This window comes from Candidatus Poriferisocius sp. (assembly GCF_965204015.1).
Lineage (GTDB): Bacteria > Actinomycetota > Acidimicrobiia > Acidimicrobiales > Bin134 > Poriferisocius.
This window is the reverse complement of record NZ_OZ241965.1, coordinates 2898044-2913099: the sequence shown is the minus strand read 5'-3', so window position 1 is coordinate 2913099 and position 15056 is coordinate 2898044. Positions and strand designations below refer to the sequence as shown.

At 63.1% G+C, this 15056-nt stretch carries 14 protein-coding genes and 1 CRISPR repeat array (1 of these 15 cut by a window edge); of the genes, 6 read left to right on the top strand and 8 right to left on the bottom strand.

What is annotated here, in order from left to right:
- The first annotated feature begins 28 nt into the window (after positions 1-28).
- Positions 29-1039: a TIGR03617 family F420-dependent LLM class oxidoreductase gene (locus ACOGJC_RS13095; RefSeq protein ID WP_419845440.1), complete on the top strand. Its 1011-nt coding sequence runs from the start codon at positions 29-31 to the stop codon at positions 1037-1039.
- 18 nt (positions 1040-1057) lie between these two features.
- Here ACOGJC_RS13095 and ACOGJC_RS13090 read toward each other — a convergent pair whose 3' ends face one another.
- A complete protein-coding gene (locus ACOGJC_RS13090) occupies positions 1058-1357 on the bottom strand; it encodes a hypothetical protein (protein WP_419845439.1) in 300 nt (99 codons plus the stop codon).
- A 4-nt stretch (positions 1358-1361) separates the two neighbouring features.
- Complete coding sequence (locus tag ACOGJC_RS13085) at positions 1362-2753, bottom strand: MFS transporter (protein ID WP_419845438.1); 1392 nt, start codon at positions 2751-2753, stop codon at positions 1362-1364.
- 61 nt (positions 2754-2814) lie between these two features.
- Between ACOGJC_RS13085 and ACOGJC_RS13080 the strand changes: the two genes are divergently transcribed.
- Positions 2815-3663: an enoyl-CoA hydratase/isomerase family protein gene (locus ACOGJC_RS13080; protein WP_419845437.1), complete on the top strand. Its 849-nt coding sequence runs from the start codon at positions 2815-2817 to the stop codon at positions 3661-3663.
- Here ACOGJC_RS13080 and ACOGJC_RS13075 read toward each other — a convergent pair whose 3' ends face one another.
- Genes ACOGJC_RS13075 through ACOGJC_RS13065 form a run of 3 tightly spaced genes read right to left on the bottom strand, consistent with a single transcriptional unit; the run spans position 3664 to position 6371 of the window.
- On the bottom strand, positions 3664-4794 hold the full coding sequence (locus ACOGJC_RS13075; RefSeq protein ID WP_419845436.1) for an acyl-CoA dehydrogenase family protein: 1131 nt from the start codon (positions 4792-4794) through the stop codon (positions 3664-3666).
- Entirely contained in the window at positions 4791-5978 is a 1188-nt protein-coding gene (locus tag ACOGJC_RS13070) for an acyl-CoA dehydrogenase family protein (RefSeq protein WP_419845435.1), read from the bottom strand. The genes ACOGJC_RS13075 and ACOGJC_RS13070 overlap by 4 nt, the downstream gene beginning before the upstream one ends.
- 54 nt (positions 5979-6032) lie before the next feature.
- Positions 6033-6371 (bottom strand): P-II family nitrogen regulator, encoded by a 339-nt coding sequence (locus tag ACOGJC_RS13065; protein WP_419845434.1) that lies wholly within the window; start codon positions 6369-6371, stop codon positions 6033-6035.
- 130 nt (positions 6372-6501) lie between these two features.
- Between ACOGJC_RS13065 and ACOGJC_RS13060 the strand changes: the two genes are divergently transcribed.
- Positions 6502-6897, top strand: coding sequence for a GntR family transcriptional regulator (locus ACOGJC_RS13060; protein ID WP_419845433.1), 396 nt, complete (start codon positions 6502-6504; stop codon positions 6895-6897).
- A gap of 25 nt (positions 6898-6922) precedes the next feature.
- Here the strand turns inward: ACOGJC_RS13060 and ACOGJC_RS13055 are convergent, their stop codons facing one another.
- Positions 6923-7705, bottom strand: coding sequence for a class II aldolase/adducin family protein (locus tag ACOGJC_RS13055; protein WP_419845432.1), 783 nt, complete (start codon positions 7703-7705; stop codon positions 6923-6925).
- Between the two features lie 316 nt (positions 7706-8021).
- Between ACOGJC_RS13055 and ACOGJC_RS13050 the strand changes: the two genes are divergently transcribed.
- Positions 8022-9320: a M1 family metallopeptidase gene (locus ACOGJC_RS13050; RefSeq protein WP_419845431.1), complete on the top strand. Its 1299-nt coding sequence runs from the start codon at positions 8022-8024 to the stop codon at positions 9318-9320.
- A gap of 17 nt (positions 9321-9337) precedes the next feature.
- Complete coding sequence (locus tag ACOGJC_RS13045; protein WP_419845430.1) at positions 9338-9994, top strand: nitroreductase family protein; 657 nt, start codon at positions 9338-9340, stop codon at positions 9992-9994.
- A 63-nt stretch (positions 9995-10057) separates the two neighbouring features.
- On the opposite strand, the gene ACOGJC_RS13040 is transcribed toward ACOGJC_RS13045, so the two are convergent.
- Positions 10058-11023 carry a hypothetical protein gene (locus tag ACOGJC_RS13040; RefSeq protein ID WP_419845429.1) on the bottom strand — a complete coding sequence of 322 codons (966 nt, stop codon included), beginning with the start codon at positions 11021-11023 and terminating at the stop codon, positions 10058-10060.
- Positions 11024-11137: 114 nt separating this feature from the next.
- Here ACOGJC_RS13040 and ACOGJC_RS13035 point away from each other — a divergent pair, with 114 nt between their 5' ends.
- Entirely contained in the window at positions 11138-11545 is a 408-nt protein-coding gene (locus tag ACOGJC_RS13035) for a PPOX class F420-dependent oxidoreductase (RefSeq protein ID WP_419845428.1), read from the top strand.
- Between the two features lie 61 nt (positions 11546-11606).
- On the opposite strand, the gene ACOGJC_RS13030 is transcribed toward ACOGJC_RS13035, so the two are convergent.
- Positions 11607-12689: a DUF222 domain-containing protein gene (locus ACOGJC_RS13030; RefSeq protein WP_419845427.1), complete on the bottom strand. Its 1083-nt coding sequence runs from the start codon at positions 12687-12689 to the stop codon at positions 11607-11609.
- A gap of 295 nt (positions 12690-12984) precedes the next feature.
- A CRISPR array of direct repeats spans positions 12985-15056; the repeat unit is 36 nt; unit sequence GTTTTGGTGGCCGACCATTCCCTAACCCACTAAACT; it runs 1071 nt beyond the window's last position.

Genomic DNA, 15056 nt, shown 5'->3' with positions numbered 1-15056 from the left:
TTGTGGGCAGCCAGACGAGGAGGAACTCATGAAGATCGACATGCCGCTATCTGCCGATCTGGCGGGCGTCCGGGATCAGGCTGAGGCCTATCAGGCCATGGGGGTCGACGGGGTGTTCACCTTCGAGGGCCAGCGCGACGTGTTCTTCCCGCTGCTGGCCGCGGCCGAGCACACCGGCCTCGACCTCTACACCAACGTGGCCATTGCTCTGCCCCGCAGTCCGATGCACCTGGCCTACCAGTCGTTCGACCTGCATCGGCTGTCGGACGGCAAGTTCGCCTTGGGCCTGGGATCGCAGATCAAGCCCCACATCACCAAGCGCTACAGCGCGGTGTGGGACCGCCCGGTGGCCCAGATGCGAGAGTTGATGGCGGCCACCAAGGCCATCTTCGCCCGGTGGCAAGATGGCGATCCCCTCGACTTCAAGGGCGACTACTACACCTTCACGCTCTCCACCCCGATCTTCGAGCCCGAGCCGCTGGAGTGGGGGACGCCCCCCATCTGGGCCGGGGCGTTGGGCCCGAAGATGACCAAGATGGTGGCCGAGACCGCCGACGGCATCTTGATCCACCCGTTCTGCTCTGAGCGCTTCCTGCGCACCAAAACGCTGCCCGCAGTGGAAGCGGGCCTGGCCGCCGCCGGGCGCAGCCGAGACGAGTTCACCTTCGGTGTGGGGGTGATCGTCGGGTTGTACGACGACGACGCCGACGAATCGGAGGCTTGGCGGGTGGAACAGCTCTGCCGCTCCAACCTCGGTTTCTACGGCTCCACCCCGGCCTACCGGGTGGTGCTCGATGCCCACGGCTGGGGCGAGCTCCAAGACGAGCTGAACCGCCTCACCAAACAGGGCCGCTGGGGCGACATCGGCGACGTGTGGGACGACGAGATGGTCCACACCCTCAGCGTCCAGGGCACCCCTACCGAAGCCGCCGCCGAGATCAAATCCCGCTTCGGCGGCCTCGCCGACCGCATCCACCTCTCCCTCCACGGCGCCCCCCAACCCCTAGTCGCCGAACTCTTCGCCGCCCTCAAGGGCTAATACCGGGGTTGGCTCCGGCTAGCCCGGAGGCTGGATGTGGGCTTCTACTCGGTTGGTGGGCTCGTCGATCCAGCCTTTGGAGTTGGCGTAGGCCAGCATGCCGTCGAACTGGGCCTCCCATTCGGCGTCGGCGGCGTCGCCGGCCAGCTCTCGCACGAAGGCGATGTCGATCCACAGGTGGTTGTCCCGCTCCGAGGCGGCGGCCCGGCCATCGAATGCAGCCACTGCGGCGGTCACGTCGCCGTCCAATGCCACATGGAACTCGCGGAAGTTGCCCGGATCCTCGAGGGTGATGGTGTCGGCGATGGCGATGTACATGCCCTCAGCCTTGCGCTTGGCGGGGGCGGGTGTCGATCCGGGCGCTGAAGGGGAGCGACACCAGCGCGGTGATGATCACCATGCCCATGAGCAGGTCGATGGCCTCCGATGCCGAGGCCGCGGTGGTGGCGAAGGTGAGCCCGAGGGCCACGCCGATGGTGGTGGCCACCCGTTGGGAGGTGAAGTTGATGCCCGAGGCCAACGAGTGCTGGTGGGGGGGCACGTCCACCACCGCGGCAGCCATCAAGGAGGGGAACACCATGCCGGTGGCCACCCCGATCACGGTCATGCCCGCCACGAACACCGCCGCGTTGGGCTCATCGCCCAACACCACCCACAGCATGACGGTGCCGCCCACATAGATCGCAGTGCCGGGCAGGATGAACATGCGATGGCCGGTGCGGTGGGCGACCCGGCCGATGAGCACGCCTACGACCCCGGCGAACAACGCCAGCGGCGCCACCGCGAAGCCTCCTTCAATGGGAGTCCACCCCCAAGACCGGATGACGATCACGGTGAAGCCGAAGAACATGCCGAACCACGAGGACGCGAAGACCAGCATGGCCAGGTTGCTCCGGCGGACATTGGGGAAGCGGAACAATCGCAGCTCCACCAGCGGGTTGGGGTGGTGCCACGTGCGCAGCACGAACAGCCCGAACACGACCAGGCCGGCGACGATGCTGCCCGCCACCTTCCAGTCCAGCCACCCCCACGGATCGCTTTGCACGATGCCCAGGGTGACCAAGGCGGTGGCCCCGGCCACCATCACTCCACCGAGGGGGTCGGGCAGCGCCTTGGTCTCGCCGCTGCGGGACTCCCGGTACACCAGCGGCACCACAATCAGAACGACGAAGCAGAAGGGGATGTTCAGCCAGAACATCCACTCCCACCCGAACCACTCGATGGCCAAGCCCCCCACCGGAGGGCCGATCGCCGAGGATGTGCCGCCTGCCACCGCCCAGATGCCAACGGCCAACGGCAGCCGGTTGGCGGGGATCGTGGCCAGCAGCAGGGCCACCGCGGCGGTGTTGATGATCGAGGAAGCCACCGCCAGCACCGCCCGAGCCCCGATAAGCACCGCAACAGAGGGTGCCAACCCGCCCAGAACCGAACCGGCCAAAAACAGCAGCGTCCCAACCAGCAGCATCCGCCGACGGCCCAGCCGGTCGGCCAGCACACCGGCGGGCACCAGGGTGGCCGCTCCGACGATGGTGAAGATGTTGGTCACCCACGACAGGGTGGGGTCGGAGGTGCCGGGGAACGCCTCGCCGAGGGCCGGGTAGCCCACTGTCATGATCGACAGGCCGATGCCGGTCAGAGATGCCGCGATCACCAGCGTGGTCAGGCCGATCGCCGGATGCCGGGTGATCGGTTGGGGCGCCGCCGGTGTGGTCATTTAGCTTTGGGGTGGGCGGCGTTCCAAGACACGACCGGCCACGCTAGACGAGGTAGGCACCATGAGCAGTGAGAGCACAGGCGGAACCGTCACCGAGGTCCTCGGCGGCGACATCCTGGTGGCCCAAGACGGCGGGGTGCTCACCCTCACCCTGAACCGGCCCGACGCCCACAACGCCATCACCCCCGACCAGCGCAACTTTCTGGCCGACGAGTTCGCCCGCATCAGCGAGGACCTTTCGGTGCGAGCAGTGATCTTCACCGCCAACGGCAAGGGGTTTTGCACCGGGGCCGACCTGCGGGTGGCCCGGCCCGAGCGAGTGCAGCCTCCGGATGCCCCCGACCGGGCCATCATGGAGGTGGCTCGGGGTATCAAGGTCGGAGCCCAGAAGCTGATATCGGCCATCCTGGATTGCGAGAAACCGGTGATCGCCGCGGTCAACGGCACCGCCGCCGGTATGGGGGTGCACATGGCGGTGGCCTGCGATCTGGTCGTTGCCGCCGAGGGGGTGCGGTTCATCGAGGTGTTCGTGCGCCGGGGTCTGGTGCCCGACGCCGGTGGGGTGTATCTGCTGCCCCGACTGATCGGACCGCAGAAGGCCAAGGAGCTGATGTTCTTCGGCGACGACGTGAGCGCGGCCGACGCGGCGGCCATGGGCCTGATCAACCGGGTGGTGCCCCCCGACGAGTTGATGCCCGCCGCCCGGGAATGGGCCGACCGGTTGGCCGCCCAGCCCACCAAGAGCCTGACCATGAGCAAGCTGCTGGTGAACCGCAGCTTCGAGACCAGCCGCCAGACCATGTTCGAGATGGAGTCGTGGGCCCAAGAGGTGCTGATGGCCGGCGAGGACGCCGACGAAGGGGTCAACGCCTTCAAGGAGCGGCGGGACCCGAATTGGAAGGGCTGGTAGCTACCCCGCTAGGGCGCGCCCGATAGCGGCCAACTGGCGGCTCCCGCCGCCGAAGGTGTTCTCCAACTGCTTGACCCACAGGAAGTAGCGGTGGACGGGATAGTCGACGTCGGCCCCCATGCCGCCGTGCAGGTGCTGGGTGGCGTGTACCACCCGCTGGCCGCCATCGGCCGACCACCATTTGGCCACCGCGGCAGCATCGGCGATCTCGGCTGCTGAGCGGCCCTCGTCGATGAGCCACGCGGCCTGGAGCAGGGTGACCCGCATGCAGTCGTTGTCGATGTAGCAGTCGGCCGCCCGCATGGCTACCCCTTGGTTGGTGGACAGGGGGCGTCCGAATTGTTCTCGCTCGGATGTGTAGTCCGCGGCCATAGCCGTGGCCTCCTCGCAGCAGCCCAGCACCACCGCGGCTACCGCCACCTGGGCTCGGGCCAGCGTCCACTCCACTATTGATCGACCGTCGGCGCCGTCCAGCTTCGCATCATCGCCGACGATCACCGACCGCACGGTGAGTTCGCCGTGAAGCTCCCGGTTGGTGGTCTCGCTCAGCGTTACCTCTACGCCGTCGGCATCTAGGTCGACCACAAAGACCGCCAGGCCATCGTCGTCTCCAACGGTGCGAGCAGGCACCACTACGGCGTCGGCCACCCCAGCGCCGGGAACCGCCGGCTTGGTTCCATTCAGCTCCCAAGTCCCGTCTTCGCGGCGGGCCGCGACCACCGACGGAGAAAGCGCCTCGTTGGCCCCCCATTCAGAGAACGCCCCGGTGAGCACGGCCTGGCCTGCGACAACCGCCCTCAGCCAGCGATCCCGCAGTGCCGGAGCGCCGAACTCGGCAATGGGCATCGCCCCCAGCACCAACGTGGGCCACAGCGGCACTGGCGCCACCCGGCGGCCTTGCTCTCGCAGCACCAGGGCGGTCTCGATCATGCCGAGGCCGAGCCCGCCGTACTCTTCACCGATGGCCACCCCCAGCAGGTCGGAGGCGGCCAAGGCGGCCCACAGCTCCCGGTCGAATCGCTCCTCAGTACGTTCCACTTCGGCCACCCGGTCGGCCCCCGACGAGCCGGAGAACACCTGCTCGGCTAGCGCGGCTACCGCCTCCTGCGACTCGCTGAAGTCGAAGTTCATCGCCGACCGCCCCGAGTCATCTTCAGCCCGGTCCAGGCCACGATCTCCCGCTGGACCTCGTTTACCCCACCGCCGAACGTATTGATCTGGGCAGTGCGGGCCGCGGCCTCCACCCGTCCCGCCAAGAGAGCCCCTGGGCTTCCCTCTCGGAGATGGGCACCCGCTCCCAGCACTCCCAACAGCAAGTGGTAGATGTCGCTCACCGCCTCGGTTCCGTACACCTTCACCGCCGACGCCCGGGCCGGGGCCAGCGAATCGGCGGCCACCGCGGCGGCCATCTGCCAGTTGAGCAGCTTCATGGCCTCCAGCTTGGCGTGGCACCGGGCCAGGTCCATCTGCACCCAGCCCTGGTCCAGCACCGTGGTCTCGGCCCCGTCTGAAGCCGAGGTGTCGGCCGCCCAGGCCACCACTTCGTCATAGAGCTGGAACGACAGCGCCCCCACCGCGGCCAGCCCCACCCGCTCGTGGTTGAGCTGGCTGGTGATGAGCTTCCATCCTTCGTTCTCGGCTCCCACCAGGTTGGCAACCGGTACCCGCACTTCGTCGTAGTAGGTGGCGGTTGTGGTGGAGTTGCCCACGGTCACGATGGGCGTAAAGGAGAATCCAGGGCTATCGGTGGGAACGATGATGATGGAGATGCCCTTGTGGTTGGGAGCATCGGGGTTGGTTCGACAGGCCAGCCAGATGTAGTCAGCCTCATTGGCGCCCGAGGTGAATATCTTCTGACCGCTGATCACCCATTCGTCACCGTCTCGCACCGCCCGGGTGGTGAGCGACGCCAAGTCAGTGCCCGCTCCCGGCTCGCTGTAGCCGATGGCGAACTGAATTTCACCGGCCAGAATGCCCGGCAAGTAGGCCGCCTTGTGCTCTTCGGAGCCGTGGGCCATCAGCGTGGGCCCCACGGTGTTGAGGGTGACGAACGGCATGGGGCAGCCGGACCGCTGGGCCTCGTCGAAAAAGATGAACTGGTCGATGGCCGACCGACCCTGGCCTCCATAGGCCTTGGGCCAGCCGATGCCCAGCATGCCGTCCCGCCCCAGTTGGCGGAAGATCTCCTGTCGTGCCGGACTGGTCTCGTGAGCCCCCAGGAGGGACTCGCGGATCTCGTCGGTCATCAGATCCGCGAAGTAGATCCTCAGCTCATCGCGTAGCGATCGCTGCTCGTCTGTGTAGTCGAGGTACACCGGGCCGCGACGCTATCAATACGGCGCCGGTCGATCTTTAGATGGGGCAGAAATCTAAAGAGCGTCAGCGCCCTGCTCGCCGGTGCGGATGCGGGTCAGGCCCTCCACCGAGGAAGTCCAGATCTTGCCGTCGCCGATCTTGCCGGTGCGGGCGGCACCGGCAATGGCCTCGGTGGCCGCGGTCAATGAGGAATCATCCACCACGACCTCGATGCGGGACTTGGGCGTGAATGACACCTTGTACTCGGTGCCTCGGTAAGTCTCAGTGTGACCACCCTGGCGACCGAAACCCTGAGCCTCGCTCACGGTCATACCCTGGACGCCGACCTCAGCCAACGCTTCCTTGATGTCTTCGACCTGATGTGGCTTGACCACCGCAGTGATGAGCTTCATGGATGCCGTCCTTTCTGGTCGCCGATGGGGACGCTATCAGGTCAATACAAAACTGGCAACAACTGCCCGAGACTGGGGCATTTCTGCCTATTTTGTGCTTTATGAGTTAGTACATTGGTACAATGTCACGATGCGGATCTGGATAGATGAGAGCGCTCGCATCCCCCCCTATGAGCAACTGCGGGCCCAGCTCCGACTTATGGTCTCGTCGGGCCAGCTCAAGCCCCGCGAGCGGCTGCCGCCTATCCGGACGCTGGCCCAAGAGCTGAGCCTGGCGCCAGGCACGGTGGCCCGGGCCTACCGGGAGTTGGAATGGGAGGGTATCGTGGAGGGCCGAGGCCGGGCAGGCACATTCGTGGCCAACGAGCCCCCGGTGGCCTTCTCGGTAGTGGAACGCCAGCTGGCCGATGCCGCTGAGGCGTTCGCCGCCGAAGCCGATCGCCTAGGGGCCGGCCAGCAAGCGGCGCTACTGGCATTGGAGACCGCCTTCGCCACACGGTCAGAGCCCGATCTGGAATTGGACTGATCTTCTCAGCCCAAGGCGGCCAGCCTCAGCCCAACACCACCGAGGGATCGGGCACCAGGTCGCGGGCCAGCCACTGGAACATCCGCCAGCCGTTGTCCTCCGAGAACAGCGAGGCCTCGACTTCTTTGGCAGCCTCCTCGCTGATGGCCTTGGCATCAGGTGCCTTCACATGCACCTCGGCCACCCGCTCAGCGGCCACGAACCACCCCACCGCCTCGCCCGGCGACCGCCCTCCGGTGAGCAGCCCGTGGTTGCGGAGGATGCACACCCGGCTGGGACCCATGGCCTGGGCGATGGCCTCGCCGCCATGGACATCATTCACCTCAAGGTTGTCGCCGTCGTAAAGCGATTGGTCGAACACGAAGGCGCACGACTCCTGGCTGATGGCCCGAAACGGCTCGACGTTGGCCGACCATGGTGTGCCGTAGGGAGTGTGAGTGTGGGCCGCCGACGCCAGATCGGGACGGGCATTCAAAATCGGCCAGTGGATGTAGTAGGCCGCGAAGTTCACGCCCTGATCCAGAGGACCGGCCACACCCTGGCCGTCGGGGCCCACCAGCGTGAGATTGTCGACGGTGGCGTCGCCGAAGCGGATCCCGTAGCCCAGCACCCAGAAGTGGTCGGTGAGGATCGGGTCGCGGGCAGTGATATGGCCGTCGCCAATCTGTCCCCAGCGCATGGCGGCAAAGATGCGATAGCCGATGGCCGTCTCCCATTTTCGGAGCAGCCGCAGTTCCTCAAGATCGCTGATCTCAGGAGGAGCGGCGTCGTAGGTGACGCCGGGATAGTGGTCGAGCTCCAACGCCATTGGCTGATGATACCCGTAGGATGACCGGGTGATCGCCAGAAGACTGCTGGTCTGCCTCGTTCTTCTGGCCACGCTGTCGGCCGGATGCAGCGATAGTCCCGCACCCCCTCCCCCTCTGGCACCCCCTACTACTCCGGCCCCTGCGGCCACCCCCATACCCTCTGCTTCCCCAACGCCCGCGGCCACCCCCGCACCTACCCCAACTCTCGCACCGCTTCCCACTCCCACACTTCCATTAGCACCGGCAATCCCTGCTCCTACCCCCACCACCCCAAACCTGACGACCCCACCTGACCCGGACGATCCCTCAGCCGGCGTGGGCGACAGCTTCTATCCCTCGCTGGGCAACGAAGGCTACGACGTCGTCCACTACGACATCGATCTCGATGTGGAGCCCTCGTCTAATACCCTGGAAGCGGTAGTCACTCTGACTGCGGTGGCCACCGACGATCTGGGCAGGTTCAACCTCGACTTCCACGGGCTGGATGTGGAGACGGTCACCGTTGACGGGATTCAGGCCGAGTTCTCCCGTGAGGGATACGAGATGACGGTGTGGCCAGCCGCGGCAATCTCCTCCAGCACGCCGTTCACGGTCGCCGTCTCCTACTCGGGAACCCCCCAGCCCATTGCCGATCCCGGTGTGCCGTTCGCCACGTTGGGGTGGCACTCGGACAACGGCGTCATTTACACGGTCAGCCAGCCCTCAGGCGCGATGACGTGGTATCCCAACAACAACCACCCCACCGACAAGGCCACCTTCACTTTCCAGATCACCGTCCCCGACGGGGTAACGGCCGCCGCCACCGGCCTGCTCACCGATGAGGCTTCGGCCGATGGGAAGACCACGACCACGTGGCATATGGATGACCCGATGGCGACGTATCTGGCCGCGATATACATCGGCGACTTCGAGCGCCACGAGCAGCGGCTGAACAGCGGCGTGCTGATCCGCGACTACGTTCCCCGCGGCTCCGACCCCTCCATACGCGAAGCGCTGGCGATCACTCCCGAGGCCATGAGCTTTTTGGAGGAGATCCTGGGGCCGTACCCGTTTGAGGCCTACGGCACGATCGTGGTGCCGTTCCCCCTCGGTTTCGCCCTGGAGAACCAGACGCTGTCGGTCCACGGCCCTTTGCTCCTCCAACCGGAGATCATCGCCCACGAGTTGGCCCACCAGTGGATGGGCAACTCGGTCACCGTCGATGACTGGAGCCAGATCTGGCTGCACGAGGGCTTTGCCACCTATCTGGGACTCATGTTCGACGCCGATCTCAGTGGTCAGAGCATCGAGTCGGTCATGGCCAACTGGCACCGCCAACTGGCTTTTTCGAGAACCTCGCCCCCAGGCGACATCGAAATCCACGAGTTGTTCGACTTCAATACCGTGTACCTCCGTGGCGCTCTGACCCTGCACGCCTTACGCACCCACACCGGAGACGATGTGTTCTTCAACATCCTTCGCACCCATTACGACCACACCGCCGGAGGCACAACCAACACAGAGATCTTCCTTGGCATCGTCGACGACCTCGCCGGCCCCGACGCTGTCTCCGTGGTCGAGTCGTGGCTGTACGAACCGGAGATGCCCGGCATAGAGAGCGGTCCCTCCCTGTAACCCGCTAGAACAAGGGCATGGCCCATCTGAACCTGAGCGCCGATGAGGTGCTCACCACCACCCGAGCGGTGCGTCGACGGCTGGACACCTCCCGGCCGGTAGCACCGGAGCTGATCACTGAGTGCCTGGAGATCGCGGTGCAGGCCCCCACCGGGTCGAACCGGCAGAACTGGCGGTTCATGGTGGTCACCGAGCCCGACCTGATCGCCGCTCTGGCCGATCTGTACCGCCGAGCCGGCGAGGTCGCCGGCGATTACCTGGGGGTGCTCCCCCGGCTAGAAGTGCAGGACCCCACCCAACTGGAGGCCACCAACGAGAAGATGTACGCCTCGGCCGGCCATCTGTCCGAGCACCTCCACGAGGTGCCGGGAATGCTGATCCCGTGCCTGGCCGGACGAGTGTGGGATCAGCCCCCGGTCACCGTGGCCTCCCATGTGGGGTCGGTCATCCAGGCGGCCTGGTCGTTCATGCTGGCCGCTCGAGAACGAGGCATCGGCACGGTGTGGACCACCATCCACCTCTGCTACGAGCAGGAAGCGGCCGAGCTGCTGGGCATCCCCTACGACGAGGTGATGCAGCTCGCCCTCATCCCCTTCGCCCACACCATCGGCACCGACTTCCGCCCCGCCCGCCGCGAGCCCCTGGAACTGGTCACCCGCTGGAACCGCTGGTAGTCCAGACTCCGGGGTCGTCCGCAGCCTCGACGCGAAGACCCCAAACTCGGCATTGATCCCAGTTCACAGCAGCGACTCAGCAAAGGACCCTTGGATGTGGGTCACGTCCTGTTCAGGGGGAGCAGTGATCGTGATCGGTGCGCCGTAGTCATAGAAATACATGTCAATAATCTGGACAAGATCGTCTATTTCCTCTTTGGAATCTTCAGCACTGGGGTCTATAGCGACGATAAATTCATACCACTGATCAATTACAATGAGCTCACGTAAGATGTAGTTGTTTTGATCAATCCACACATCTAGTTGAATGGGTATCTTCTCGAATGCCTTGAACAGGTCGTTCATATCATTGTTAGCCATCCCAGAAAAGAACTGCTGAGAGTCCATCATGGCTTGTCGTTGGTCCTCGGGAAGCGGATCCAGCAGCTCAGCCATCGTGTACGTTCCACTGATACGGGTGGTAGGAATCCCATTGACATCTTCACCCAGAGTGACTATGGCTTCATCGTCAATGCCGACCAAGTAGTTCAAGAGTGTATTCGTATCGAAATTCCCCAAATTGTCGAGGTCGACATCAGTTAGCTCGTCGATATCAAAACTCGCCCATGGGGTATCCGCAATTTCTTCCATCATCTCCTGTGGGAACGATACGTACACAAAGCCATCCACAAAACGTATTTCACTCCTCACGTCATTTGAGCCACCAAAACCAAGTCCATCTCGAGTGTCTTCAACCCACTCGCTTACGGCGGCCACATCACCATTGGCAGCTGCTTCCAAACTCATCTGCATGGTGAACTCGCCGACCTCGGGCAGGCCAGTCATCCTCATCTCCATGTCGCCCCGAAACGAGGTCGCGGTCTCCGACTGTTCCTTCGCTGTTCTGGCCAAAGCGACGGGATTGATCTCTGTGGGATCCCCGGCGAAATCGAACTCTCCGACGGTCGTCATGCTGCCGTCGCCGCTGCTGCCTCCACAGCCCGAGAACACTAGGGCGATTCCAATCAGCACCAGTATCAACGGGTTCATGAATCGACTTGTCACGACATTCAATCTATGCGCCAGATCCTGAGACTGGCTAGAGCAGGAGCGGAGCCACCATCACCATCAGACCACACGGGAGGCACCCCATAGGATGCCTCCATGGACGCAGCGCAGGCTCTGGACTACATCCGGGAGAACACCAATGCCGTACTAGCCACCGCAAGGGCGGACGGCACCCCGCAGATGTCGCCCGTAACCCTGGCCGTGGTGGACGAAACCGTGGTGATGAGCACCCGGGAGACCGCCTACAAGACCAAGAACCTGCGGCGCGACCCCCGGAGCTGGCTGTGCGTGTTCCCCCGCAATTTCTTCGGCGACTGGGTGCAAATCGAGTGCCAGGCCGAGATCATCTCGGGACCAGACGCGCTGGAACCGCTAGTGGACTACTACCGAACCCTGCGAGGCGATCACCCCGACTGGGACGAATACCGCCAAGCCATGGTCGACGACCAGCGCTGCTTAGTGAAGTTCCACATCCTCCGCGCTGGCCCCGACCGCTCGGGATAGCTTCCAGCCTTGCTAGCTGACCCTTCATCGTTGGCAGGGCAAGTGCGTGAGCAGGGCCGGATCAGTTACGGAGAACTGGACTGTGTTGGGCCAGTTGGTAGGTGGTGGTTCCGTGGTCGGGGAAAGGGTCGGGCGGGGCGTTGATTCGGTATCGGCCCCGGTGGTCTCGGTAAACCTGCCAATTGCAGTCGTGAACAAGGTGATGGCAGCCAGGACAGAGCTGGGCAAGATTGGGAATATCGGTGGAGCCGTCATCAGACCAATGCTTGATGTGGTGGGCCTCGCAACGCTCGGATGGGGCCTTACAGCCGATGCACCCGCCATCTCGAGCTGCGAGCACGATCCGTTGGGCCAATGATGCCGACCGCTGCGACCGACCTAGCCAGAGCGGCTGCCCGTCGGCGTCGGCAAATGCGGTGTAGACATCGGCGTTGGCGATCAGCCGCTCCAGTTCCTCCGGGGGAACCGGCTGCCCATCGTCAAGACGGGGCTGTCCGAGTTCACCGCTAGAAGTGTCGTACTCGGAAATGATCAACAGAGACGCCGGCGCAGTCCGCTGCGGACCATCCCGGGTGAACAACTGCACAAAGGCGTCGGCATTCCGCTGCAAGTACGTGATCTTGCTGTCAGGCTTCTCCTCACGGCGAAATGCCTCGACCATCTTGGAAAACGCCATCGAGGCCCGTCGCCCAGCCATGTAGTCCACATGGGCAAAGAACTTCCACGAGCCGTCCGGCTCCTGCGTCATCGACGCCTGGCGATCCTGACGCTGCTGCTCGTACTTGGTGTAATCCCGCACCTCGGCCCGCTCCCAGCGCAACGCGTAGCGAGATAGCAGATCGGCTGGCGCCTCCTTGGCCGCACCCAAAATGACTTCTTCACTGTGATAGTCAGGCTTCCCCGCCACCCGGTCAATGACCCGGGCATGACCCGAGGTGATCTCCCCAGCAGCCAGCGCCTCCAGCGTCGCCGGAAAATTCTCCGAAAGCGACACCGCCAGCTTCACGTCAGAGCTCGCCCGCCCCGCCGCCTCAAGAACCCGCTCCCGCAACACAGCAGAAGCGGCCCGAGAACTGCTCCGCCGAGCACGCTCGGCCAGAGCCTCAGCCAATTGGCCCTCAATCTGCGAGCGAGCTCGCGCCAATACTTCTACTCGATTATCCAAATCCTCAAGAGAAAGCTCACTAACTTCGACGCGCAATACACGAACCATCACTTCTGGCTCTGAGGCGACAATATTGCTTTTGTATGCGGTTTCAGCACTCGCTGAACCAGTGAACTTCATACCTGCAAGAATACAATCCACCTGTGACAATTACGTCTGGATCGAAACGCACAAATCAAAATTCACAAAAAATTTTTTAACGGCACAACTGCCATCACTCTCCTTAGACCACCCAATCAACACCAACCCTAGATTTTCGCACGCAAGGTACGAGGTTTTGGTGGCCGACCATTCCCTAACCCACTAAACTCACGTTCGCGTTGAACAATGTCGTGATATTGTTTTGGTGGCCGACCATTCCCTAACCCACTAAACTGCTGAGCTCCTCCAAGCCAATCCACATCCAGTTTTGGTGGCCGACCATTCCCTAACCCACTAAACTCAGCCGAGCCTCGAGGAGCGCCGCCGCATGGTTTTGGTGGCCGACCATTCCCTAACCCACTAAACTCAGGTCTACACGCTTGCGCCGCATCCTAGCGTTTTGGTGGCCGACCATTCCCTAACCCACTAAACTCCCGCTGAGCTGTGGGCCGGCCTGCCCGCCGTTTTGGTGGCCGACCATTCCCTAACCCACTAAACTACACCTCCTCGTGGTAGCCGCGGCCGAAGAGTTTTGGTGGCCGACCATTCCCTAACCCACTAAACTACCAGCACCGCCGCCGCCGGACCAGGCCGATGTTTTGGTGGCCGACCATTCCCTAACCCACTAAACTGGTAGGCGACTGGGGGAGCCCCACACCGCTGTTTTGGTGGCCGACCATTCCCTAACCCACTAAACTCCGAGGCGGCTTCGTGTCGCGGCCCACGCTGTTTTGGTGGCCGACCATTCCCTAACCCACTAAACTCGACGACGTTTCCGCCACACAAGCCGCTATGTTTTGGTGGCCGACCATTCCCTAACCCACTAAACTGGACGAACACCGCTGCCACTTGGGGGACTAGTTTTGGTGGCCGACCATTCCCTAACCCACTAAACTGAGGGCATACGTCCACGTGCGGGCGACGGTGTTTTGGTGGCCGACCATTCCCTAACCCACTAAACTATGCCCAGCGGTCTGCTGGTCCGCCCGATAGTTTTGGTGGCCGACCATTCCCTAACCCACTAAACTACCGAACAACATGGCACGCATAGCGTCAGAGTTTTGGTGGCCGACCATTCCCTAACCCACTAAACTCGCTCCACCACCGTCTCCCCGCCGGCCCGAGTTTTGGTGGCCGACCATTCCCTAACCCACTAAACTGGGGTAGGCGTACACGTAAACCGATCCGCTGTTTTGGTGGCCGACCATTCCCTAACCCACTAAACTACGTCGAGTTCAGCTGAGCACCAGGGCCTCGTTTTGGTGGCCGACCATTCCCTAACCCACTAAACTCTCGCTGCCGAGCAGCCATATCTCGCCGGCGTTTTGGTGGCCGACCATTCCCTAACCCACTAAACTCTCCCTCTCTTTGGCACTGAGACTCCCTTCGTTTTGGTGGCCGACCATTCCCTAACCCACTAAACTCTGACGAGACAAGTCTAGCAGACTTGCAAAAGTTTTGGTGGCCGACCATTCCCTAACCCACTAAACTCTGCTGGCAGTGGAGACCAGGGGGCTGGGCGTTTTGGTGGCCGACCATTCCCTAACCCACTAAACTGCTGGATCGGCACACGTAATGACTTCATGTGTTTTGGTGGCCGACCATTCCCTAACCCACTAAACTACTGTTCAGCTTTTCCCCATGACCGCCGCCGTTTTGGTGGCCGACCATTCCCTAACCCACTAAACTCTCCCGGAGGCGGCCCATGCGCTCCCGATGGTTTTGGTGGCCGACCATTCCCTAACCCACTAAACTCCCGCCCGGCACCAGAGCCGCCGCCACCACGTTTTGGTGGCCGACCATTCCCTAACCCACTAAACTGACGTAGACGGCGGAGTTGTAGCGGGCTACGTTTTGGTGGCCGACCATTCCCTAACCCACTAAACTCTCGCTGCCGAGCAGCCATATCTCGCCGGCGTTTTGGTGGCCGACCATTCCCTAACCCACTAAACTTAACGCCGCAACAACAATCGCACGGGATAGAGTTTTGGTGGCCGACCATTCCCTAACCCACTAAACTAACCACTTTATGTTCCACCACCGACGCTCCGTTTTGGTGGCCGACCATTCCCTAACCCACTAAACTACGCGCTCTCGCGGAGACGGCGCAGAACGCGTTTTGGTGGCCGACCATTCCCTAACCCACTAAACTGACTTCGCCTACAACCTCGCCGCCGGGTGGGTTTTGGTGGCCGACCATTCCCT